At 60.3% G+C, this 23,822-nt stretch carries 19 protein-coding genes; 16 read left to right on the forward strand and 3 right to left on the reverse strand.

Annotation, left to right across the window (positions count from 1 at the left end; translation table 11 throughout):
• The first annotated feature begins 205 nt into the window (after positions 1–205).
• The 9 genes from LF252_RS23030 (at position 206) to LF252_RS11570 (ending at position 12,268) form a co-directional block, all read left to right on the forward strand.
• Positions 206–4,795, forward strand: a complete 4,590-nt coding sequence (locus tag LF252_RS23030) for a translocation/assembly module TamB domain-containing protein (RefSeq protein ID WP_226269745.1) — start codon at positions 206–208, stop codon at positions 4,793–4,795.
• An 87-nt stretch (positions 4,796–4,882) separates the two neighbouring features.
• A complete protein-coding gene (locus LF252_RS11535) occupies positions 4,883–5,770 on the forward strand; it encodes a cell division protein FtsX (protein WP_226269746.1) in 888 nt (295 codons plus the stop codon).
• Between the two features lie 110 nt (positions 5,771–5,880).
• Positions 5,881–6,189: a DUF3098 domain-containing protein gene (locus LF252_RS11540; RefSeq protein ID WP_226269747.1), complete on the forward strand. Its 309-nt coding sequence runs from the start codon at positions 5,881–5,883 to the stop codon at positions 6,187–6,189.
• 170 nt (positions 6,190–6,359) lie between these two features.
• Positions 6,360–7,148 carry an undecaprenyl-diphosphate phosphatase gene (locus LF252_RS11545; protein WP_226269748.1) on the forward strand — a complete coding sequence of 263 codons (789 nt, stop codon included), beginning with the start codon at positions 6,360–6,362 and terminating at the stop codon, positions 7,146–7,148.
• 152 nt (positions 7,149–7,300) lie between these two features.
• A complete protein-coding gene (truB, locus tag LF252_RS11550; RefSeq protein WP_226269749.1) occupies positions 7,301–8,137 on the forward strand; it encodes a tRNA pseudouridine(55) synthase TruB in 837 nt (278 codons plus the stop codon).
• A gap of 42 nt (positions 8,138–8,179) precedes the next feature.
• On the forward strand, positions 8,180–9,127 hold the full coding sequence (locus LF252_RS11555; protein ID WP_226269750.1) for a bifunctional riboflavin kinase/FAD synthetase: 948 nt from the start codon (positions 8,180–8,182) through the stop codon (positions 9,125–9,127).
• Positions 9,128–9,278: 151 nt separating this feature from the next.
• On the forward strand, positions 9,279–10,706 hold the full coding sequence (locus LF252_RS11560; protein ID WP_226269751.1) for a T9SS type A sorting domain-containing protein: 1,428 nt from the start codon (positions 9,279–9,281) through the stop codon (positions 10,704–10,706).
• A 93-nt stretch (positions 10,707–10,799) separates the two neighbouring features.
• Complete coding sequence (locus LF252_RS11565) at positions 10,800–11,498, forward strand: CoA transferase subunit A (RefSeq protein ID WP_226269752.1); 699 nt, start codon at positions 10,800–10,802, stop codon at positions 11,496–11,498.
• Positions 11,499–11,608: 110 nt separating this feature from the next.
• Complete coding sequence (locus LF252_RS11570) at positions 11,609–12,268, forward strand: CoA transferase subunit B (protein ID WP_226269753.1); 660 nt, start codon at positions 11,609–11,611, stop codon at positions 12,266–12,268.
• An 85-nt stretch (positions 12,269–12,353) separates the two neighbouring features.
• Here the strand turns inward: LF252_RS11570 and LF252_RS11575 are convergent, their stop codons facing one another.
• Positions 12,354–12,803, reverse strand: coding sequence for a hypothetical protein (locus tag LF252_RS11575; RefSeq protein WP_226269754.1), 450 nt, complete (start codon positions 12,801–12,803; stop codon positions 12,354–12,356).
• Positions 12,804–12,954: 151 nt separating this feature from the next.
• Here LF252_RS11575 and LF252_RS11580 point away from each other — a divergent pair, with 151 nt between their 5' ends.
• Positions 12,955–14,073 carry a hypothetical protein gene (locus LF252_RS11580; protein WP_226269755.1) on the forward strand — a complete coding sequence of 373 codons (1,119 nt, stop codon included), beginning with the start codon at positions 12,955–12,957 and terminating at the stop codon, positions 14,071–14,073.
• Between the two features lies 1 nt (position 14,074).
• Here the strand turns inward: LF252_RS11580 and LF252_RS11585 are convergent, their stop codons facing one another.
• Positions 14,075–14,554 (reverse strand): hypothetical protein, encoded by a 480-nt coding sequence (locus LF252_RS11585; protein ID WP_226269756.1) that lies wholly within the window; start codon positions 14,552–14,554, stop codon positions 14,075–14,077.
• Between the two features lie 236 nt (positions 14,555–14,790).
• On the opposite strand from LF252_RS11585, the gene LF252_RS11590 reads away from it, so the two are divergent.
• Positions 14,791–16,434 (forward strand): GNAT family N-acetyltransferase, encoded by a 1,644-nt coding sequence (locus tag LF252_RS11590; RefSeq protein WP_394370408.1) that lies wholly within the window; start codon positions 14,791–14,793, stop codon positions 16,432–16,434.
• 255 nt (positions 16,435–16,689) lie between these two features.
• Positions 16,690–18,660, forward strand: coding sequence for a DUF4394 domain-containing protein (locus LF252_RS11595; protein WP_226269757.1), 1,971 nt, complete (start codon positions 16,690–16,692; stop codon positions 18,658–18,660).
• Positions 18,661–18,808: 148 nt separating this feature from the next.
• On the opposite strand, the gene LF252_RS11600 is transcribed toward LF252_RS11595, so the two are convergent.
• Entirely contained in the window at positions 18,809–19,546 is a 738-nt protein-coding gene (locus LF252_RS11600; RefSeq protein ID WP_226269758.1) for an RDD family protein, read from the reverse strand.
• Between the two features lie 109 nt (positions 19,547–19,655).
• Here LF252_RS11600 and LF252_RS11605 point away from each other — a divergent pair, with 109 nt between their 5' ends.
• Genes LF252_RS11605 through LF252_RS11620 form a run of 4 tightly spaced genes read left to right on the forward strand, consistent with a single transcriptional unit; the run spans position 19,656 to position 23,780 of the window.
• On the forward strand, positions 19,656–20,612 hold the full coding sequence (locus tag LF252_RS11605) for a stage II sporulation protein M (protein WP_226269759.1): 957 nt from the start codon (positions 19,656–19,658) through the stop codon (positions 20,610–20,612).
• 55 nt (positions 20,613–20,667) lie between these two features.
• The gene (locus tag LF252_RS11610; protein ID WP_226269760.1) at positions 20,668–21,699 is read left to right on the forward strand and encodes a hypothetical protein; all 1,032 of its coding nucleotides are present in this window, start codon (positions 20,668–20,670) and stop codon (positions 21,697–21,699) included.
• Positions 21,683–22,489 (forward strand): DUF4129 domain-containing protein, encoded by an 807-nt coding sequence (locus LF252_RS11615; protein WP_226269761.1) that lies wholly within the window; start codon positions 21,683–21,685, stop codon positions 22,487–22,489. Before LF252_RS11610 ends, LF252_RS11615 begins: the two co-directional genes overlap by 17 nt.
• A 19-nt stretch (positions 22,490–22,508) precedes the next feature.
• Positions 22,509–23,780, forward strand: coding sequence for a DUF4350 domain-containing protein (locus LF252_RS11620; RefSeq protein WP_226269762.1), 1,272 nt, complete (start codon positions 22,509–22,511; stop codon positions 23,778–23,780).
• Positions 23,781–23,822: the final 42 nt, after the last annotated feature.

Raw genomic sequence — 23,822 nt, forward strand, 5'->3', positions numbered from 1 at the left:
GGAAAATATTCTTCGCGAATTTCTCACTGCCAGTTCCTGGCTGTTTCCCGGCAAAGGTCGGGGCTAAACACCAGAATGCCGCGCACGGGCGTTTTGAGCTTAACCTTGGCCGCAGCCTGTCCGTTTCTTGGCGCGGGCAGTTTTCCCAGGCAACGGTCGGGGTCAACTACCTATCTTTGTTGTTGCCCCGACTTACTCCTCTCCCGTGCCCCGGTTTCTGTCCGTCATCCTGAAGGTATTGCTTGCCCTGCTGCTGGTGGTAGTGCTGGCCGTGGTGGGGGCGCTGGTGGCCCTGCGGATTCCGAGCGTGCAAACTGACGTGGCCCAACGCGCCGCCCGCATCCTCACCAACAAGCTAGGCCAGCAGGTGATAGTGGGGCGAGTGGATATCCGCCCCTTCTCGCGGGTGGTGCTGGAAGGCGTGCGGGTGCTGGATAAGCGCGGGCAGGAGCTCTTCAACATCGGGCGGGCCGATGCGGATATCCGGCTGTTTTCGGTGTTCGACCCCAGCCACCTGCACGTGGGCAAGCTCACGCTGGAGGAGCCCCGCTTCAACCTGGTTACATACAAAGACCAGCCCGACTCCACTACGCTTGACCAGTTCATCAGCTCCGTAAAGCGGCTGCTGGGGCCTTCTGACACGACCAAAGTCAGCAAGCCCTTCGATTTCAAGATTGAGGCCCTGGGGCTGCGTAACGGTCGGTTTGTGCTGGAGCGCCAGAATGTGCCGCGCATTCCGGAGTACGGCCGCACTATGGATTACGCCCACATGTACCTGGACAGCATCTATGCCGATGCCGATCAGCTGTGGTTTAAGGGCGACACCATCCATGCCAACATTACGGGCCTGCGCACCGTGGACCAGCCCTCGGGCACCCGCCTGCGCGAGCTGACCTCGAATATGACCTACGCGGGCAAGTTCTGGGAGTTTGACAAGCTGATGCTGCGCGTGCAGAACAGCCAGCTCAGCAACTACGTGCGCTTCGAGTACGACCACTTCCTGAACTTCACCGACTTCAACGACTCGGTGAAAGTCATTGCCCGGCTCCGGCCCAGCCGGGTGTACTCCGACGATATTGCCAAGTTTGCGCCCCAACCCTTCATGCGCGAGCTGAAGGAAACTGTGCTGATTTCGGGACAAGCGAAGGGCTACGTGCGCAACTTCACCACCAAAAACCTCGACATCACCTACGGCCGCAATACCCGGGTGCGGGGCGACATCAATGTGGAGGGTTTGCCCAACCTGAAGGAAAGCTTCGTGGAGATGCGCCTGCAGCCCTCGGTGGTGGATGGGCGCGACATTCGCAAGTATATTCCGGCTTCGGGCTGGCCCTACGTGCAGCGCCTGGGCACGGTAAAGCTGAAAGGCCAATTCCTGGGCTTCTACAACGACTTTGTGGCCAACGGCTCATTTCAAACGGCGCTGGGCTCGGTGGTGAGCGACGTAAACCTGAAATTCAAGGACGACCCCAGCCGCAGCAGCTACGAGGGCACCGTACGCACCACCGGTTTCCAGCTGGGCAAATTGCTGGGCGACGAAAGCACCGTGCGCGACGTGACCCTGAACGGCAAGGTGGCCGGCGTGGGCTTCGATTTGCGCTCGGCCCGCCTCACGGCCAACGCCACCGTGCAAAGCATCTGGCTCAACGGCTACCGGTACCGCAACATCACCACCAACGGGCAGTTCAGCCGCGAGTCATTCACGGGTAAACTGGCCGCCAACGACCCCAGCCTACAGTTCGATGCTGATGGTAGCGTGGACCTGAACAAGCAGCGCCAGGCTTTCGACCTGCGGGCCCGCGTGCGCCGCGCCGATTTGCGCGCCCTGGGCCTGACCCGCCAGAGCGTGGTGGTAGCCACCACCGCCGACGTAAAATTCAAAGGGCTGAAGCTGGACGAGCTGCTGGGCTACGTGCGCCTGCGCAACTCCCGCCTCAGCTACGCCGGCCGTACCGTGCCCATCGATACGCTGGACGTGGTGAGCCAGTACGGCGGGGGCCAGCGCCGCCTCACGGTGCGCTCGGAGGTGCTTAACCTGGCCCTGGCCGGCAACTTCACGCCCACCACCGTTATCCGCGACGTGACCACGCTGGTGGAGGAATACCGTCTTAACTTCGCCAGCAACGACGCGGCCATTGCTGCCTATTACCGCCGCAAGCGCCAGCGCCCCCTCCCCGACTACCAGATTGGCCTCGACCTGTACCTTAAGCGCCCTAACCCGGTCCTACGTCTGTTCATGCCCCAGCTCAGCATTTCCGACTCCACGCGGATTGAGGGGTCGTTCCGCAACGGGCAGACCTCCATTTTCCAGCTGGGCGGGCGCGTGGCCGATTTCCGCTACGACAGCCTGCAGCTGCACAACAACGAGTTCGACCTGACCACTTCCAAACTACCATACCAGCCCGAAGTGCTGGCTCAGGCCAGCGTGACCTCGGAGCGGCAGCGGGTGCCGGGACTGGGCGCTACCGAGAAGTTTTACGTGGAAGGCGTGTGGGACCAGGAGCGCATCAACTTCTCTACCTCCCTGGCTCAGACGGGTACCACTAACCGGGCTCAGATCAACGGGGCCTTGGCGTTCCTGGATGATGCGGTGAAGATTACCTTCCGGCAGTCGGGCGTGAATGTGCTGGGCAAGGAGTGGACCATTGCCCCGGATAACTCCCTGGTGATTTCGGGTGGGGGCCGGGAGTTTGACTTCCAGAACGTGACGCTCAGCAACGGCCGACAGAGCATCAGCGCCCAGGGCTTTTTGTCGCAGAACCCCAACAAGCCCCTGGCCCTCACAGTGAAGGACTTTGAGCTGACCACCCTGAATGGCCTTACGGGCGGGCAGAAATTTGCCGGCCGCGTAAATGCGCTGGGCACCATCAGCGGGGTGTACGGCCCGCTGGTGATTAACTCTACGCTCAAGGTGGATTCGTTGCAGATGGACAACGTGCTGATTGGCGACGTGCAGGGCCGCGGCGACTGGAATAATGCCCTGAAACAACTAGCTGTGAACCTCGACGTGGCCCGGGACCAGCAGCAGGTGCTAACCGTAACCGGCTACATTGCCCCCGGCGACGAAAACCAGCAGCTGAACCTCACCGGCGTACTCGATAATGCCCCCATCAAGCTGGCCGAGCCGTTCCTGAACACGCTGTTCCGCGACCTGCAGGGCACGGGCGTGGGCACTCTGCGCCTGAACGGGCCCTTTAACGCCCCCCGACTCACCGGTAACATCGACGTAACGGGCGGGCAGCTCACGTTCCTATACCTGGGCACTACTTACACCTTCTCCGACCGAATCCGGTTTCTGGAAGACCGGATTGCGCTGCAGAACATTACCGTGCGCGACCCGCAGGGCAACACCGGGGTGGTAAACGGCAACATCTACGAGCAGGGCTTCCAGAACATGCGGCTGGACCTCAACGCCTCCTTCCGGAAGCTACAGGTACTCAACACCACCCGCAAAGACAACGAGCTGTACTTCGGGCAGGCCTACGCTACCGGCACGGCCGTGGTGCGTGGCCCCGCTGACAATCTGTTCATCAACGTAACGGCCCGCTCGGAAGCCGGCACGCGGGTGTCGTTGCCGTTCGATAATGCGGCCAAGGCCGAGCAGGCCAACTACATCCGCTTCGTGAACCGCAACCTGCCCGACACGGCCCGCACGGCCCCGGTAGAAGTAGCTGGCACTACCGATTTATCGGGCATCCGGCTGAATATGAACCTAGATATTACGCCCGATGCCTACGTGGAGCTGCTGCTGGATGAAAGCACCGGCGACATTATTCGGGGTACAGCCACCGGGCAGCTGCGCCTGAACATCGACACCCGCGGTGACTTCAACATGTACGGGCAGGTGGAAATTGTGCGCGGGGCCTACAACTTCACCTTGCAGGGGCTGGTGAATAAGGAGTTCGTGGTGCGGCCAGGCGGCACCATCAGTTGGAACGGCGACCCGCTGGCCGGCGAAATGAACGTAACGGCTACCTACACCCAGCGCACCAGCCTGGCCCCTATTATCTACAACACCAGCAACACCGGCAACGGCAGTGCCGCCGTGGTGCCCGTAACGGCCGTGATGAACCTTACGGGGCCGCTGCTGCAGCCCATTATCAAGCTGAACCTGGAGTTCAACGACATTCCGTCGTCGCTGGAAGGTGATTTGGCCCCCTTCTTCTCCGCCATCCGCAACGACGACCAGGAATTGAACCGGCAGGTATTTAGCCTGATTGTATTCCGGCAGCTCACGCCCATCGGCTCCCTGGCCGTTACGCGCCTGCAGGGTGAAAACAACGCCATTGGCAACTCTCTGGGGCAGATTATTTCTACCCAGTTAGGCCTGCTTACTTCCCAGATTGACCCCAACCTGGAAATCAGCTTCAACCTGAACGGGCTGACCGCTGAAGATTTGCAGGCCCTGCAGCTGCGTTTGAGCTACGCGTTCCTGAACGGCCGCCTGCGCATCACGCGCGAGGGCAGCATCAGCAGTAACACCACGGCCAATGTGGGCGGCACCGCGCCTATTGCCTCCTCGCAAACCTCCTTTATCGGGGATTTAAGTCTGGAATACTACCTGCGCCCCGACGGCAAGTTCCGGGCGAAGCTGCGCTACGAAACCACGCCCCGCGACCTGACCAGCTTCACCCAGGGCGTCAACCAGGCCCGGGCCGGGGTGTCGTTGCTGCACACCGAGCAGTTTGATACCTTCCGGGAGCTGTTTTCGCGCAAGCGCCTGCGCCGCCGCGACCAAAACGCCCGCAAAGCCCGCGAACTACAAATCGACGACGACCCGCGTACAGTGATGTAAATGAGTAAGTGAGTGAATGAGTGACTTTTCACCTTTCGCTACTTAGCTCGATTACTTCACTCATTCGCTCATCTACTCATTCACTACATGAACCGACCCACGCGCAAGAAGAAATTAGGCAGTTACCCGCACCTGATGGTAGTGTTCAGCATTACGCTGGCCCTGCTGGTGATTGGGCTGTTCGGGCTGTTGCTGATTCATGCGCACAAGGTATCAACGCTGGTGAAGGAGAATCTGGAAATGCAGATATATCTGGAGCGGGGCCTGCCCGAAACCCAGTTGTTGCAGCTGCAGCAGGACTTGGCCCGCAAGCCCTACGTGGCCCAGAAGGACGGACAGCCCCAGGTGCGGTTTCTCTCGAAGGAAGAAGGTGCCAAGCAGCTCATTGACCAGACTGGGGAGGACTTTCAGCAGTTCCTCGGCGACAACCCGCTGCGCGACGCCTACCTGCTCAAAATCAATGCCGACTACGCCGACGCCCCCCAGCTGGCCCGCATTAAGCAGGAGCTAAAGCAGCAACCGGGTGTGTTTGAGGTGGAGTACGTGGAAAGCCTGATTACTTCCGTGAACAAAAATCTGCGCAACGTGAGCTTGGTGCTGCTAGGCTTTGCGGCGGTGCTCACGTTTGTGGTGGTAGTGCTCATTAACAACACCATCAAGCTGGCGCTGTTTTCGCAGCGCTTCCTCATCCGCAGTATGCAGTTGGTGGGCGCTACGGCCGGCTTCATTCAGTGGCCGTTTATGCGCCGGGCCGTGTGGCAGGGGCTGGTGAGCGGGCTATTGGCCGGGCTGCTGCTGCTGGCCTTACTGCAATACGCCTATCTGCAGCTGGCCGAACTGCGTCTGCTGCAGGATGTGCGCCTGTTCGGGGCCTTGGCCGTAGCGCTGGTGCTGCTGGGTATGGGTATCGGCTTCCTCAGCTCCTGGCGGGCCGTGCGTAAATACCTGAGCATGTCGCTGGATGAGCTGTATTAAGGTGAGTGGTTGTTGCCACTCAACTCTCAGCCACCACTTCGTACCCTCAAAATCCGGGGTTGGTTGAATTTGCGCGGCATCTTCCCGCATCCCCCCTACCTTTGCTTTCTATGGAACCGACTACTCCCCGCTTCGCCTTCGGGCCGCGCAACTACCGCCTGATGTTCATCGGGCTGGCCGTGCTGGCCGCCGGCTTCATCACCATGACGCTTGACTCCGAGGACTACGGCGAAGGATTTCTGGGCATTACGCTCGGCCCCATTCTGCTGGCAGTGGGCTTCGTGATTGAGTTTTGGGCTATCATGGCCCGTCCCGGTGCTTCGGCCCCGGTAGCCCAGGATGCAGCCACCGTCAACACGGTCCCGTCCCAGCCTGCTCCGGCCAAGCCGATTATCACGACGCCCACGTACAAGCGCTAATTCTTTTCTGAGAAGCTCTGAAGTACAGCTGATTTCACGGTCATGCTGAGCTTGCCGAAACATCTTTCCTAAGGGTGAATTTCTACCCTCAGCAGAGATAACTCGGTAAGCTCAGCATGACGGTCTTATAGCCTTCCTGAGCTTCTTGGCTTCCTCTTTTTTTTCTGCTTATGTCCTACTGGCACGCGCTGCTGCTCGCCATTGTTGAAGGCCTCACCGAGTTTTTGCCGGTTTCCAGCACCGGGCACATGATTATCGTGGCCAACCTGCTGGGAATTGGCCAGGCTCCGTTTACCGACACGTTCATCACTTCCATTCAGTTTGGGGCCATCCTGTCGGTGGTGGTGCTGTACTGGCGGCGCTTTTTGCAGAGCTTCGATTTTTATCTGAAGCTGGCCGTGGCCTTCGTGCCGTTCGGGATTCTGGGCTTTTTGCTGAAAGATGTAATTGAGCGGCTGCTCAAAGACGTGAGCGTAGTGGCTTGGTCGCTGATGCTTGGCGGCCTCGTACTGGTATTCATCGACCAGCTGTTCACCTCGCCCCGCAAGGAAGTTACCACGCCCAATTTCGCGCAGGCCTTCCGCATCGGTCTGTTTCAATGCATTGCCCTGATTCCGGGCGTATCCCGGTCGGCCGCTACCATTGTGGGAGGCTTGGCCCAAGGCTTCGACCGGCGCTCCGCGGCTGATTTCTCGTTTTTGCTGGCTGTACCTACCATGGCTGTTATTACGGCCTATCAACTCTACAAAACCTTCAAAGTAGCCGCTCCCGGCGCCGAAGATGTTAAGCTGCTCCTGTTCGGCAACGTGGTGGCATTTGTAGTGGCCCTGCTGGCGGTGAAGTCGTTCGTAAACTTCGTGTCGCGCTTCGGGTTCCGAGCGTTTGGCCTCTACCGCATTGTGGTGGGCATGGTCATTCTGATTATGCTGGCCCTCGGTATTCCCCTGCAGCTGATTTAAGTTGCGTCAGTGTGGAAACTGCCATTCCAGGCCACGCACGGCACCAACAGGTTTTCCGCGTGGCCTGGAATGGCAGTTTGCTAGTTCTGAAGTCCGTACTTTTGTCCTCCCGCGCCGCCCGGCTCTTGTAGCCCGGCGGCGTACTGCTACTTATGGAAAACGCTGAACTGAACCCGGCCGCCGCCGCGGGCTTTGATTTTGAGGCCGGCGAAGTACTGCTGGTTGATAAACCCCTTACCTGGTCGTCGTTTGACGTGGTGCGCAAGGTGAAGAACACGCTGCGCATCAAGAAAATCGGCCACGCCGGCACCCTCGACCCGCTAGCCACCGGCCTGCTGATTTTGTGCACCGGCAAGAAAACCAAGCAGATCGACCAGATTCAGGCCCAGGAGAAAGAATACACCGGCACCTTCCGCCTCGGCCAAACCACGCCCAGCTTCGACCTGGAAACGCCCGTGGATGCCGAGCAGCCCTGGGAGCACCTCACCGAAGCCGATTTGCAGGCCGCGCTGGCGCAGTTTATCGGCCTCATCGAACAAACCCCGCCCCTGTTTTCGGCGGTGAAGGTGAATGGGGAACGAGCCTACGAGGTGGCCCGCCGCGGCGACGCGGCCGAAATCAAGAGCAAGCAGGTAACCATCCGCGAGTTTGAGCTCACCCGCATAGCCCTGCCCGAAGTAGATTTCCGCGTGACCTGTACCAAAGGCACCTACATCCGCAGCCTGGCCCGTGACTTTGGTGCAGCCCTGGGATGCGGAGCCCACCTCACCAAGTTGGTGCGCACCCGCATCGGCGAGTACCGCCTCCAGGATGCCCTCACCATGCCCCAGCTGGAAGCCCTGCGCCCACCCCGCCCCGAAGGCAGCCCCGAGCGGCCCAATCGCCCCCGGCGGGAGCGGCAGCCCGAGCGCCGGGCCGGGCTGGAGTACTTCCAGGCCAACCATTCCAACCCCGGCTCCGAACCATCGTCGGACGCGCCCGTTTCCTGAGGTATTAGCTCTCTTTATTTCCTCCGCGCAACGCACCTATCCATGCAGATTATCCAGGACCCGGTTCAGTTTCCGCACCTTGGCAACGCGGTAGTTACCAGTGGCACCTTCGATGGCGTGCACCTGGGCCACCAGCGGATTCTGCGGCGGCTGCAGGAAACCGCCCGCCACAGCGGCGGCCCCGCCGTGGTTATCACCTTCTGGCCTCACCCCCGGCTGGTGCTGGGCCCGCCGCCCTCCCACGCCGAGCTGCTGGAGCTGCGCCTGCTGAATACGCTGGAAGAACGTGCCGCCCGCCTCGCCGCCTTTGGCGTGGATTACTTGCTGGTAGTGCCGTTTACCAAGGAATTTGCCGCCTGGTCGTCGGAGGAGTTTATCCACCGGATTCTGCTGGAAACCGTGGGCACCCGCAAGCTGGTGATTGGTTACGACCACCGCTTCGGCCGCAACCGGGAGGGCAGCTTTGACTACCTGCAGGCCAACGCGGCCCGCTACGGGCTGGAAGTAGAGGAAATTCCGCGCGAGGACGTGGATGCCGTGGGCGTGAGCAGCACCCGCATCCGCCGGGCCCTGGAAGCCGGCCACGTGGCCGACGCCGCCCGCAGCCTGGGCTACGCCTACCCCTTCACGGGTACCGTGGTGAAAGGCCGGCAGCTGGGCCGCACCATTGGCTGGCCCACTGCCAACGTAGCCTGCCCCGAGCCGCTGAAACTGGTGCCGGCCCGCGGCGTGTACGCCGTGTGGGCCACCCTGGCTAGCGGTGCAAAATGGCCCGCCATGCTCAACATTGGCGTGCGCCCCACCGTGGCCGGCGGCCTTGACCAAACCGTGGAAGGGCACCTGCTGGGCTTCGAAGGCGACCTGTACGACCAATCTCTGACCATTGAATTTGTGGCCCGCCTCCGCGACGAGCAGAAATTCGACGGCCTCGATGCCCTCAAAGCACAGCTAGCCCACGATGCCGAGGCGGCCCGGCAAGCCCTGGGGTAGCAGCCACCTACCCCTACTTGCTGATATAGCCAAGAAATTCAGGATATTAGCCCAGCATACGCACCTCGCTTGCTGGGCTATTCCGTTTATCAGCCGTGCCATAGCACAGCCGCGCCAATTCCAGTTTTCTCATCCAACGCTATTTCTATCGATGCACCCCTACACGCTGCGCGCTACCGTTATCCTGTTGGGGCTGCTGGTTAGCCTGACAACCCGCGCCCAATCAACTTGGCAACGCCTCTACGGCGGTGAGCGGCACGAGACCTGCAACCGCATTGTGCCCGTACCGGGCGGGGGCTTTGTGCTGGCGGGCAGCAGCGAAACCAGCCATACCACCACTACCAACCTATACCTGATCCGCACTGACGAGCAAGGCCGACAACTGTGGACCCGGGAGTATTCCTTCGCCGACGCGGAGCAGCTGTCGGTGGTAGCGGCCGATATGAATGCGGCCGGCCAATTGCTGCTGGCCGCGCAAACACGCAAAACCGTGGAAAACGGCTACACGGAATCCACCGGCATTCTGGCACTCATCAACCCAAACGGCCGCGTGGCGTGGCAACAGCGCACCCCACCCGCCCGCGCCTGGGCACCGCCTTTCAGCGGCATCCAAACCGATTCGGCCGGTAATTTCTGGGTAGCTACCAACGCGGCCAGCGGCGCGGCCCTGCGGCTGCTGAGCCCCACCAGCGAGGAGTTACGCACCTTGCCTTTGCCCCAGCCGGGTTCCATTCAAGGACTATTTTCAGTTCCTTCGGGCCTGATGGCTTACGTGGTGCGCCAGAATGTGGAGGCTACGCTCGTGCCGATGTTGGCGGCGGGCACTTGGGGGCTGGCCACCAAGCTGCCCCTCTTGGCCTACGATAACTCCGTGAACTTTTCTGTTCAGAACGTGATGCCGCTGAGTGCCGACGAGGTGCTGGTGGTATCCAGCGGCCAGCTCGATAAAGTGCAGCTGGGTACAGGAGCCGTGCGCTGGTCGCGGGCGTACTCGAAGGGTAATTTGCTGCTCAACCCCACGCACGCGGCACCGCTCGCCAACGGCCACCTGGTGGTGATGGGTACGCGCGGGGGCAGCCACGTATTCAGCCTGGAAGTGTGCGAATTGGCCGCCGATGGCAGCTACTTCACCCGCGAAGTTACCTCGCCCTACAGCCCCCCTTACTTGCAGCCGGTGGTTTACCAGCTAGGCAAAGGCCTGAGCCTTTCGGCGGGCGGCGTACTGGTGCACCCCGCTACCGGGCAGATTGTGGTGGGCGGCAGCCTGCGGAGCGACGCCAAAGAAGAAGTGTTCCTCAGCGCCGGCAACCTCCTGGGCCTGCAGGTAGCCACGTTGCCCCCGCTCACGGCGTGGCCCAACCCGGCCGTAGCCGGCCAAACCCTCACCGTGCCCGTAGCTTTTGCCCAGAACGGGCAGCTGGAACTGTACTCAATGCAAGGCAATGTGGTGCGCCGCTGGCCGGAGCCGGTGGATGGCGAGGCCAACCTGTCGTTGCACAACGTTCCGGCGGGCCTGTACATTCTGAGCGGAGTGCAGGCCAATGGGGCCCGGGCCTACCTGCGCGTGGTGGTGCAGTAAGTTGGCGGCTTTTGGCGGGCTGGCGGGCCAGGGGTAGCAACGTATACGGCGCTACTCCTTACCTTTCCGCCCCCAAAACCACCCACTCATTCTATGATCAACAAAGTAGTAGCCGGCCCCGAGGCGGCGCTGGAAGGCCTCACCGACGGCATGACGCTCATGCTGGGCGGCTTCGGGCTGTGCGGCATTCCGGAAAACTCCATCCAGGAAATTCTGCGCCGGGGCGTTAAACACCTCACCTGCATCAGCAACAACGCCGGCGTCGATGATTTCGGCATTGGCCTGCTGCTCCAGACCAAGCAGGTGCGCAAGATGATTTCCAGCTACGTGGGCGAAAACGCCGAGTTTGAGCGGCAGCTGCTGTCGGGCGAGCTGGAAGTGGAGCTGATTCCGCAGGGCACGCTGGCCGAGCGGTGCCGCGCCGGCGGGGCCGGTATTCCGGCTTTTTACACCCCGGCCGGCTACGGCACCGAGGTAGGCGAAGGCAAGGAGGCCCGCGAGTTCAACGGCAAGATGTACCTGCTGGAAACCGCCCTGCACGCCGATTTTGCCTTCGTGAAAGCCTGGAAAGGCGACACGGCCGGCAACCTCATCTTCAAAGGCACGGCCCGTAACTTCAACCCCATGATGGCCACGGCCGGCAAAATTACGGTGGCTGAGGTAGAAGAACTGGTGCCCGCCGGCGAGTTGGACCCCAACCAGATTCACACGCCCGGCATCTTTGTGCAGCGCATTTTCGAAGGTAAAAACTACGAGAAGCGCATTGAGCAGCGCACGGTGCGGCCGAACTGATTTTCACGCAGTGGGTTGCAGTGGGCGGCGCAGTGTCTCGCAGTGCCGTTCAACAATCCACTGCGAAACACTGCGGTTTTCCACCGCGAGACACTGCGTGAAATAACTTTATGGCACTTGATAAACACGGCATTGCGAAGCGCATTGCCCAGGAAGTACAGAACAACTCCTACGTCAACCTCGGCATCGGTATTCCTACGCTGGTAGCCAACTACATCCCCGAAGGCATCAACGTAGAGCTGCAGAGCGAAAACGGCCTGCTGGGCATGGGCCCCTTCCCCACCGATGCCGAAGTAGACCCCGACCTCATCAACGCCGGCAAGCAGACAGTAACCACTTTGCCCGGCTCCAGCATTTTCAGCTCCGCCGATTCATTCGGCATGATTCGGGGTGAGCACGTGGACCTCACCATTCTGGGGGCCATGGAGGTATCCGAAACCGGCGACATTGCCAACTGGAAGATTCCGGGCAAGATGGTGAAGGGCATGGGGGGTGCTATGGACCTGGTGGCCTCGGCCAAAAACATCATCGTGGCCATGCAGCACGTGGCCCGCGACGGCAGTAGCAAGCTGCTGCCCCAGTGCACCCTGCCCATCACCGGCCTGCGCTGCGTGAAGAAGATTGTAACGGAGCTGGCTGTGCTCGACGTAACGCCCGACGGCTTCGTGCTGCGCGAGCGGGCCCCCGGCGTTTCGGTAGAGCAGATTCAGGCCGCCACCGCCGGCAAGCTGGTGATACGCGGCGAAATTCCCGAAATGCAGGGAGTCTGAGAAAAATTAAAGACAAGAACGCCCGTCATTCCTCGGCTTCGCTCGGAATGACGGGCGTTCTATTTATGCCCGTATTTCTGAGTTTTCACCACTTCAAAAATGCGGTGGCTAGAATGTGTTGGGCAGCTTCAAGGGTGAAATGGGAGAAGCAGCGGCGGAAATGAGCCAGCGCCTCAGCGGGCGGCAGTGCGCCGTAGCGCACCGCTTCTACTAAGTGGCGGGCCAGTAGCTCGGGGTCGGACGTAAGAGCCGGAAACTCGGCTTCCTGCTTGTAGCGCCGTAGCGTTTCTATTCGCAGTTCAGGCACGGCTCCCGGCACCTGGCGTAGCAGCCGGTCCATAAGCAGTTGCACTTCATCCAGGAACAGGATACGCACCAGGCCGGGTGGGGCCGGTACGGGTTGCCCGGCAGCGGCCGTCAGTAATACCGCCGCTGGGCTGCGCGGCTCCCAACGGGTGGCATCGGGCGGGGCGCACAGCCAGGCCGTGGCCGGAAACTGCTCCGACGCTTGCAGCACAGCCGCCAGGGTTTGCATACGGTGTTCGGGTAAAGCCACGCCCCAAGGTACGCAGGAACCCGTTGGCCGGACGGAAAGGCCCATTAGCAAGGTGCGAGTAGCATGCTAGCGCGGGGCCACGTACCTTGGAAGAGCGAATCTATTTTGAGTACCTAACAACGGCCGGCATATGCAGCACCGCTACTATTTTCTGTTCTGGGGCTTACTTCTGAGCACCACCGCCGGGGCTCAGACTTCGCCCAGCATCACCCGCGCAGATATGCCCGCTCCCGGCGATACGCTGCGACAGAGCACGGCCTCGGTAATCCTACCGGCCGGGGCCCCACCCCTCACGCAACGCGGGCCCAACCAAACCTGGAATTACCGGGCCTTGGTGGCTACTGCCCAACAAGTAGCCCGCTTTACACCGGTGCCCAACCAGCCATTGTATACTATCACCTTTAACTCCATACTGAGTGGCAGCAACCGGGCCACGGTGGCCGCCCCACAGGCCGTGCCGGTGCCGCCCGGCCTCACGCTGCCCATCACCGAGCCTTACCAGTTCTTTAATGCCTCCTCGGCCGATTACCGCTCGGTGGGGTACGGTGGTACGCTGGCGGGCACGGCCGTACCCGTTACCTACGCCTCACCAGCCGAGCAAGACATCATCTACCGGTTTCCGCTCAGCTACGCATCCGCTCCCGATTCGAGCCGTTCGTTTTTCAGCGTTACCATTCCGGGTACCGGCTACCTCAGCCAGCGTCGTAAGCGGGTAAATAAGGCAGATGCCTGGGGTACACTGACTACTCCCTTCGGTACCTTTCAAACGGTGCGGGTAGTTACGCGCATTGAAGACCACGACAGCCTCTCGGCCGGGGGGATTTCGCAGGGCTTTACCCTGCCCATCACGCGCGAGTACAAGTGGCTGGCTGTGGGGCAGCACGTGCCGGTGCTCACTATTACCACCACCCAGACCGGCACGCAAGAAATAGTATCCGGCGTGGAATACCGCGACGTATACCGCCGCATCGGCGGGCCGCTGGCTGCCACCCGAGCCTTGCCAGCCACGGCGGTGCAAGTGTACCCCACGCTGCTGCGGCCAGATCAGGCCCTAAACTTGGCGCTATCAGCCCCAGCCTCCGTAACCGCCACCGACGTAACCGGGCGGCTTGTGTTTCAGCGGCTGCTCACGCCCCGGCAGGGTGCGGCCGAAATTCCGGCCGAAGCATTCGGGGAGTTTCGGGGCGTGCTACTGCTGCGGATGCACACGGCCGCGGGCGTGGCGGTGCGGCGGGTGGTGCGGGAATAACTTAGCTCCCCAGACTTTGCAGCTGTTGATAAGCTTCTATCTGCTCCGCAACGGCGCGGTTAATCAACCTGATTTCTACTGCCGTTGCCCCATCAGGAGCCGTTACTACGCACGTGCAATAGGTGCTTAATCCGAACAGGCCTTGCTTCCATTCTACTGGTCCAATGGCGGACCAGGGTATCAGTAAAGGCGGATGACCGACGCGGAAAAGAAATAAAACCGAGAGGCCCAGCCCAGCGGGGCTACAGCTGATATTCAGGACCCCACGGTAGCTGGCCCCCAAACCGACAGCCCCCACTTCCCGCATAGAAGCCGCCTGCATCCAGAAGGAATCTGCCTTGGCCGGCGGCTCACCGTGGGCCCGAAAATGCTGCGCCAGTTGTCGCCAGCCATTCAGGGAAATCACCCAACAGATAGCCGCCCAAAATCCAACAAACCCAAGCGGGAAAAATGGTATGTACAATGGGTTGATGGCTAGCATAGAGGAGTTACTTCCAAATAAGATGGATACAAGCTTAAATGTAGGTCGTTTCAAAACGTAGCCCCGACACTTTTTGCCACCGAAGTTGTTGTGACCCCGTAAACCGGGGCGGTAAACTGCCGTAGGCGGTACCTTTGCCCGGTATTTTCCCCCGCGAAACTTCTCGATTACCTGATATGGCCAATTCTCATGCGAAAGTAGGCGGTGGCTCCGCCAAGAAAAACAACCTGCCCGGTATGCCCGCCGCGCCCGAACTGATGACGCCCACCGCCATTCCGGCCCACAAACTGGTGCTGCGTACTCTGCGCCGCACCGATTTTAAAGCCGTCAAGGCCATCATGGACAAAGTGTACTCCAACATGGAGGGCGCCTGGGCTCAGGACGAGTACAATGCCCTGCTCAAGAAATTTCCCGAAGGTCAGATCTGCATTGAGGATAACGGCCAGGTGGTGGCGGCGGCGCTGGCCATCATCGTGCAGTATTCCGACTTCGGCGACAAGCACACCTACGCCAAAATCACCGGCAACGGCAAGTTCAACACCCACAACGCCGATGGCGACACGCTGTACGGCGTGGACGTATTTGTGGACCCCGAGTACCGCAACCTGCGCTTGGGCCGCCGCCTCTACGATGCCCGCAAGGAGCTGTGCGAGAACCTGAACCTGCGCGCCATGGTGGCCGGCGGCCGTATCCCCGGCTACAACGCCTATGCCAACGAGATGACGCCGGCCAAGTACGTGGAGATGGTGCGCAACAAAGAAATCACCGACCCCATCCTTACCTTCCAGCTGGCCAACGACTTCTACGTGCGCAAGCTCATCCGGGGGTATCTGCCCTACGACTCCGAAAGCAAGGCCTACGCCACGCTGCTGGAGTGGATTAACGTGTACTACGACGAGGAAACCGATAAGCTGATTGGTAACCAGAAGTCGAATGTGCGCATTGGTATTGTGCAGTGGCAGATGCGGGCTACCAAAAACCTGGAGGACTTCTTCCAGCAGATGGAGTTCTTCGTGGATACCGTGTCGGGCTATAAGGCTGACTGCGTGCTGTTCCCCGAGTTCTTCAATGCCCCCATGATGGCGCTGACCAACGAGGAGTCGCCGTCGGTGGCTATCCGCTCCATGGCGGCCTACACCGAGCCCATCAAAACCAAGATGATGGAGCTGGCCGTGAGCTACAACATCAACGTAATAGCCGGCTCCATGCCCCTCTACGATGATGGCAAGCTCTACAACGTATCGTACCTGTGCCGCCGCGACGGCACCGTGGACGAGCAGTACAAGCTGCACGTAACCCCCGATGAGGCCAGCTACTGGGGCATGCGCGGCGGCGACAAGCTGCGGTGCTTCGACACCGACTTCGGCAAAATCGGCATCCTGATTTGCTACGACGTGGAATTCCCGGAGCTAAGCCGCATGCTCTCGGATGAAGGCATGAAGATTCTGTTCGTGCCCTTCTGGACCGATACCAAGAACGCCTACCAGCGGGTACGCCTCTGCGCCCAGGCCCGGGCCATTGAAAACGAGTGCTACGTGGCCATTACCGGCTCGGTGGGCAACCTGCCCCGCGTGGAGAACATGGACATCCAGTACTCGCAAAGCGCCGTGTTCAGCCCCTCAGACTTTGCCTTCCCCCATGACGCCATCGTGGCCGAGGCCACGCCCAACACGGAGATGACGCTGATTGCCGATCTGGACCTAGACCTACTCAAGGACCTGAACACCTCAGGGGCCGTGCGCAACCTCCGCGACCGGCGCAAAGATCTGTACTCGCTGAACTGGGTGAAGAAGACGGAGCGCGACGATGAGCTGTTGGCTCAGGGCGAGGAGCGGGTGCAGAAAAGCGTCAGCCGCCGCAAAGCCGTAGCAGCGGGCTAATCACCCCGATTCTGCCCTGACGAGTGCATAAAACGACCCACTGGATTTGTCTGGCGGGTCGTTTTGTTGAAATGCAGTAGGTACACTTTTTTGGCATTTCCCTGGCTAAAACCGCCATTTGAGCATTGTAGGATTAAAATATAATTAAATATAGGTGTAAGGCAAGCCGGAAGCACTGTTGGGCTCGTACCTGAGTTACCCGCTATGGGTATTCACTACACGATTTGTCCATTCACCAACTCTACTACTTCCTTCATGCTACCATCTTCTACTCGCCGCAAGGCCCTGCAACGGGGTGGCTTGCTGCTAGGCGCACTGAGCTTGCTCGGTATTTCCTCAGTTTCTGCCCAAACGGTATACGGCCTGTCAGTTGCTGCCACTACTGCGCCCAGCCTAGTATCGTTTGACGCCGCCACGCCGGGTACCTTGCTGACCAACGTGCCCATTACCGGCTTTACTACCGGCCAAACCATTGTGGGCATTGATTTCCGGCCGAATACGGGCGAGCTGTTTGCCTTGGGCTACAACGCCACTGGCACGCAGGCCCAGCTCTACACTATTAACCGCACTACCGGCGCGGCTACGGCTGTAGGTACTGCCCTAACAGTAGATTTGGGCACCAATCTGGCCCGTATCGGCTTCGATTTCAACCCCACGGTTGACCGGATTCGGGTAACGGCCGGCAACCGCGCCAACCTTCGCTTGAACCCTAACAACGGGGCCTTGGCGGCCACCGATGGCCAGCTGACGTACGCCAGCACCGATGCTAACGCGGCTAACACGCCCGGTGTGGGCTCCTCAGCGTACACCAACAGTTACATTGGGGCCAGCGGCACCACGCTCTACAACATTGATGAGGCCAATAACCGCCTGGTGAGCCAGAACCCGCCAAACAACGGTACCCTCAACAGCCTGGGCACTCTGGGTGTCAGCGTGAACGGGGCCCTCCAGGCCTCGGACCTGGATATTTACTTCAACCCCACCACGGGTGCCAATACGGCTTATCTGACGGTGGCCTCGCCTACGAGCCTTACGGCCTCTACCAGCACCCTTTACACGGTTAATCTGGCCGACGGCACCACTACGCAGGTGGGCAACATCGGGAGCGGAGCCTTTGTAGCCGTAACGGATATTGCCTTCCAGATTACGCGCCCGGCCACGCTGCCGGCCATTACGGGCCAGCTGGCCTACGCCCTGGCGGGTACTAACCTAATTACTTTCGATACGGCCCTGCCCACCACCATCCGGACCTCTACGGGCATTACGGGCGTTGATGCCAGCCAAACGCTGGTAGGCTTGGACGTGCGGCCCTCTACCAATACCCTAGTGGCACTGGGGTACAACGCCACCGCCCAAACCGCTACGCTGTATAGTATTAACGCTGCTACCGGGGTGGCCCGCGCTATTAACACCACGCCCGTGGCCCTGGCCCTGGGCACCGGCAGCATCGGCTTTGATTTCAATCCCACCGTAGACCGGATCCGGGTGGTGGGAGCTAACCGGAACAACTTCCGCCTGAACCCCAACGACGGCACTGTTGCCGCCACCGATGGTCAGCTGACCTACGCCAGCACCGATGCCAACGCCGCTAACACACCATCCGTAGGTGCTGCGGCCTACACCAACAGTGTAGCCGGGGCCACCAGTACGCAGTTGTTCGTGTACGATGAAGCCCGCAACGTACTGGCCCTGCAAAATCCACCGAACGACGGTACGCTCAATACGGTGGGCCCCACTGGCCTGACGGCCACAGCCGCGCGGGATATTGACATGGATATTTACACCAGCGGGACCACCAACACGGGCTATCTGGTGGCCAATGCTGCCGCCAACGGCAACAGCACCCTCTACACTATTAGTAATACCGGTGCTACTACGGTGGTTGGGTTGATTGGCAACGGCATTGCCGTGCGCGACATTGCCCTGGCCGGGGCGTCTGGCGTTACCGGCACCCGCCAGCCAGCCGTGGCTACGGGCTTCAGCCTGTACCCGAACCCCGTAGCCGATGTAGCTCAGCTGAGCTTCCAACTGCCCCAGGCCGGCCAAGCCGAGCTAACCCTGACCGACGCGCTGGGCCGTACCGTGGAGCGGCAGACGCTGGGCACTTTGCCCGCCGGCAACCACGCCCGCACCTGGCAGCCGGCCGCCCACCGCGCCGGCGTCTACTTCCTGCGCCTGACCCTAGATGGCCAATCGGCCGGTACGCAGCGGATCATGATGCAGTAGTAGTCTTTAAAGTAAGTAGCTACAAAAAAGCGCGAAGCCCTGGGGTTTCGCGCTTTTTTTATGCACAACGAGTACATAGAGCTATTTAGAACTAACGCCCCCGTTTCTTACCGGCCAATGCTTTGTTCGTGCTTATACCCCACAGGCATCAGGCATAAGCGCTACTGTGAAGGGCGAAATAAGCCTGGTCGCGCAGAATAGTGCGGAGAAACGGTTCATCCTGCAAATCAGTCTGGATGCCTGTGATTCCCTTTATTTTCATGGCTACTTCATTCAGCAACAGGTAATCCTGGCGCTTCTGAGCCCGGTGCAGCAGCTGCCGCACCAGGCTCACATCGTGGTCAGAGAGCAGGGCGGCCTGGGCAAATACGGGTTGATAGCCTGCCGGCACCTGGGTTTGGGTAGCGGCGGCCTGCACCTCCGGGGCCGGTGGGCGCAGGCTTACTACCGTAGTGCCGGCTGCCATATCGCCCAGGCGCTGGCCCCGGCCATTGAGCAACGTGGCCACTAGGGCTAGCGAACCCAGCGTCATACCTATTTCCACTAGGCCAATCAGCCAGCGCAATAGGAAGTCGCCCAAGCCGGGGCGGCTGCCATCCAGGCGCGCCACCTTTATGTGCCGGATATGCTTGCCCAAGCTCTGGCCGTTGAAGAATATCTCGCACAGCGGGTGATACACCAACAGCGGGGCCGTGATAAGGGCATATTGCAGAATCCGCTGCTCGTCGTAGGAATTAGTAAGCTGCTCAATCAGAAACTTCACGCCCACCGTCCACAGTACCATCACTAATACATCAATCAGCTGCGCCAGCATCCGGTCGCCTACGCTGGCGGCTTCGTATTCCAGAACCACGTTCTGGGTAGTATGAATGCGAATTGTGCTCATAAAAAAACCGGGGAACAGGGCCCTGCGCGGGCCGGGGAAACCTGTATATTTAGCCCGACGGGCCGCAGTCAGTTGCCAGACTGCTGCTCACCGGAATCCTTTAGTAACGATGCGCGAAACTATCTTTTTACAGCTTAATCAGGCGCGGTGGCAGCAGTATGAGGAGCAGCCGGCCGTTGGTCCCGATGAACTGGCCCAGCGCTACATTGCCCTCACCGATGACCTAGCGTATGCCCAGACGTTTTATCCGGGCTCTACTACCACGGCCTACCTCAACGGCTTAACGGGCAAGCTACACCAGCACCTCTATAAAAACAAGAAGCAGGAGCCCGGCCGGTTTATGCGCTTCTGGCGGCTGGAGCTGCCGCTGCTGCTCATCCGGCACCGCTGGGTGTTGCTGGGAGCCCTGGTGTTCTTTCTGCTCACCTGCTTTATCGGAGCCCTCTCGGCCGCCTACGATGACTCCTTTGTGCGGGTGGTGATGGGTGACCAGTACGTGAACCAGACGCTGGCCAACATTGAAAAAGGCGACCCTATGGCCGTGTACAAGGGCGAGGATGAAACCCTGATGTTTTTGCACATCACGCTCAACAACATTCGGGTGTCGTTGTACGCCTTTGCCGGGGGCATCACGGGCGGGCTGCTTACGCTGTTCATGCTGTTCCGTAACGGCGTAATGCTGGGTGCATTCCAGTATTTCTTTCACCAGAAAGGCCTGCTGCTGCCTTCCGTACTTACCATCTGGATTCACGGCACCCTGGAAATTTCGGCCATTGTGCTGGCTGGCGGCGCGGGCTGGGTAATGGCCCGGAGCATCCTGTTCCCCGGCACCTTCTCGCGCCGCGACTCCCTGCGCCAGGGAGCCCGCGACGGTATGCAACTGGTGCTGGCTCTCGTCCCCATTTTTGTGGTGGCGGGCTTTCTGGAAGGCTTTGTCACGCGCCACACTGAAATGCCGCTGGCTGCCAGCCTGGGCATCATTGGCACCTCGGCGGCCTGCATCCTGGGCTACTTTGTGCTGTATCCGTGGTGGCTGGTGCGCAGTGGCCGCGTAGTGCCCGATTAAAACTACCCTGGTACTTTTCCCTTTTCTGTATCGACTTTCAGTTGTACCCTGCGTTATGCGCCACCTTACGTTCACCAAGCCTTCAGATTTTCTGCGGGAGCGAAATTTCAGCCAGAAAATAGAGGCTTCCTTTGACTTTATCCGGGTGCATGCCCGCCCGTTGGCGCGTGTACTGATTACACTGGTACTGCCATTGGCCCTACTCACCGGCATCGGGCTGGGCCTGATGCAAGGAGAACTTTTAAGCAGTGTGGGCTCAATGGCCCGCCGCAGCCGCCTGGGCCGTTACTCCGACTCGCTGCCAGCGGTTTTCACCTCGCCCAGCCTGTGGCTTACCCTGTTGGGCAGCATGCTGCTGCTGGCCATGCTGCACCTGGTAGTGTACGGCTACATTGTGCTCCAGGCCGAGCCCAACCGCACCGGCCCCGTTACGCCTACCGAAGTCTGGCAGCTGGTCAAAGCCCGCTTTTTGGGGCTAGTAGGCTCCTATATCGGACTCATTGCGCTGTTTATGGTGAGTATGATGGTGATGGGAGCTCTTTTGGGCCTGATTTCGGTCTTTTTCGGGGCAGTACTCGGGGCTACGTGGGCCGGCATTGTAGTGATACTGGGCCTGTATGCGGCAATGGGCTACGTGATGGTCACGCTGAGCCTGTATTTTGTGGTGTGGTTGCGGGAGCGGCGCGGGTTCTTTGGCAGCATTAAGCGGTGCTTCGAGCTGATCTGGGGCAAATGGTGGTCTACTTTTGGGCTTTTGGTGGTTATGTTCATCATGCTGTGGCTGATTTTGGTGCTGGTGCTGGTGGCGCTTTCGATGGTGGGCCTTCCCTTCACGGAGCTGATGAGCGGCCAGACTACCGAAGTTTCGCCGCTGGTGCGGGTGTTGTTCATCGCATACTCGGGCCTGCAAACCCTGCTGACCCTGGCCTTTTACCCGCTGCTGATGACGGCCATCAGCTTTCAGTACTTCAACCTAGTAGAGCGCCACGACGGGGAAGGCACCCGCCTGCTGCTTGACTCTTTGGGAGAAGCGGCTCCGGTTACCACGCCGCTGGCCCTGCGCCCTGATGATGAGGGCGAATACTAACCGCCGCCGGGTAGCCAGCCGGGTAGCCGTGCTGCTAATGGTAGCCGGCTCTGCCTGGGCGCAGCGCCCCACTCCGCCCCTGTTGCCCGTCCCCGATTCGGTACACCGGGCCGAGAACCGCCAATTTGTGCATCTGCCCGCCGACAACTCCGGGCCACCGGTATTGCGACGCCCGGCGGCGGAGCGGCTCAACGAGTTACGCGCGCAACGGGAATTCCGATATGTGGAGCCGGAGGAAGCCCCCAGTAGCAGCAGCAACGCCTGGACGCGCTTCTGGCGGCAGCTGATGCGGTGGCTGGAAGGTATATTCACGGGGGAAGGCTACGAAAACCGGGGCCGTTTTCTGGTGTACGCCTTGTTTGGGTTAGCCTTCATATACGTGCTGCTGCGGGTATTACGCCTGGATGTGACCGGCCTGTTCGGGCGGCGTAGCCGCACCTTGCCGCTGCCCTACGAAACCGCGCCGGAGGATATTCACGCCATCGATTTTGATGCAGCTCTCGCCCAGGCCGAGGACGCCGGTAACCACCGTCTGGCCGTGCGCCTGGGCTATTTGCTGGTACTGCGCCACCTCACGGAGCAAGGCCTCATCCGGTGGCAACCCGACAAAACCAACCAGCAGTACGTGCAGGAGCTGGCCGGCACGGCCTACGCCGCTGACTTTCGGGAATTAACCCGGCAATTTGAGTACGTGTGGTATGGGGAGCTACCAGTAACTGCTTCCGATTACCCGGCCCTGCGGGCATCTCGCCAGAATTTTATTCGCTCCTTAACCCGCCGCGCCGCCTAAAGCCGGCCCGCAAGCTACTATGTCTCGTTTCCGTGCTTTTGTGGTGCTGCTGGTGGGGCTGTTTGTAGCCTTCGTGGCTGTAGAGTATTTCCGGCCGCAGCCTACCGACTGGCGGTCTACGTTCATCAACCGCGACAAAATTCCCTACGGCACCTACGTGCTCTACGACCAACTGCCGACGCTGTTTCCGGGGCAGCCCATCCGCACCGTTCGGGTGCCCATTGCCAATCAGCTGCTGCCCTCCCTGGGGGCCGATGCCGACCGGGACTCCGCCCTCAGTGCGACTGGCCCAACCCTGCGACCAGACCATGGCACGTACCTGTTTGTAAACGATGTGTTCTTCTGCGCCCGCCTCGACCGGGATGCGCTGTTACGCTATGTGGCGCAGGGCAACTCGGCGCTGATTGCCGCCGAGAGGATATCAACGGAATTGCTGGACACCCTTCGGCTGAACGTGGAGCCGGTACTGGATATGAGTGAGCTGTTGCGCAGTCGCCGTAACCGCCAGGGCATACCCAAAACTCAGTTGCTGACGTTGGTACATCAGTCCGCTGGTATTCCGAACCGCTTCCCTTTCCCTGAAAACGAGGTACCATCCTATTTCCGGGCCCGTAGTGGCAGCAAAGCCACCGTGCTGGCCTATGATGGGCGCCGCCGGCCCGTGCTGGTGCGGGTGCCCGTTGGGCGGGGCTTTTTCCTGCTGAGTACCACCCCCGCCGCGTTCAGCAACCTGCTGCTGCTGCGCCCGGCTACGGCAGATTTTGCGTTTGCCGCGCTGTCGTGGCTGCCGGCCAACCGGCCGGTTTACTGGGATGAATACCAAAAGCAGGGGCCGCTGGGCGAGCAGTCGTTGTTACGTGTGCTCACGGGGCACACCGCGTTGCGCTGGGCGCTGATTACCGGTTTGGTAGGTGCCGTACTTTTCGTGCTGGTCGAGGTCCGGCGGCGGCAGCGTATCATCCCAATCATTAAACCCCTGCCCAATACTACGCTGCTGTTTGCCCGTGCAGTGGCCAGCCTTTACCAGCAGGGCGGTAACCACCAGCTCATTGCCGAGAAGAAAATCGGGCTGTTTCTGGAGCATCTGCGCACCCGCTACCACGAGCCCGCCCTCGACCTCACCGATGCAGACACCCGAGAGCGGTTGGCCCAGAAAACCGGCGTACCGCGCACCGAGGTGGATGCCCTCAACCGTCGCATGAACTTCATCCTCACTGCCCGGCAGGTTTCCGACGCTGAGTTGCTGGCCCTGAACAAGGCCATCAACAGCTTTCGCCAAACAGCTTCCTAAAATTGATTTATTCCGGCAATATAAATTTACATAGTTTGGATT

Origin of the sequence: Hymenobacter pini, assembly GCF_020421205.1 — a bacterium.
GTDB lineage: Bacteria > Bacteroidota > Bacteroidia > Cytophagales > Hymenobacteraceae > Hymenobacter > Hymenobacter pini.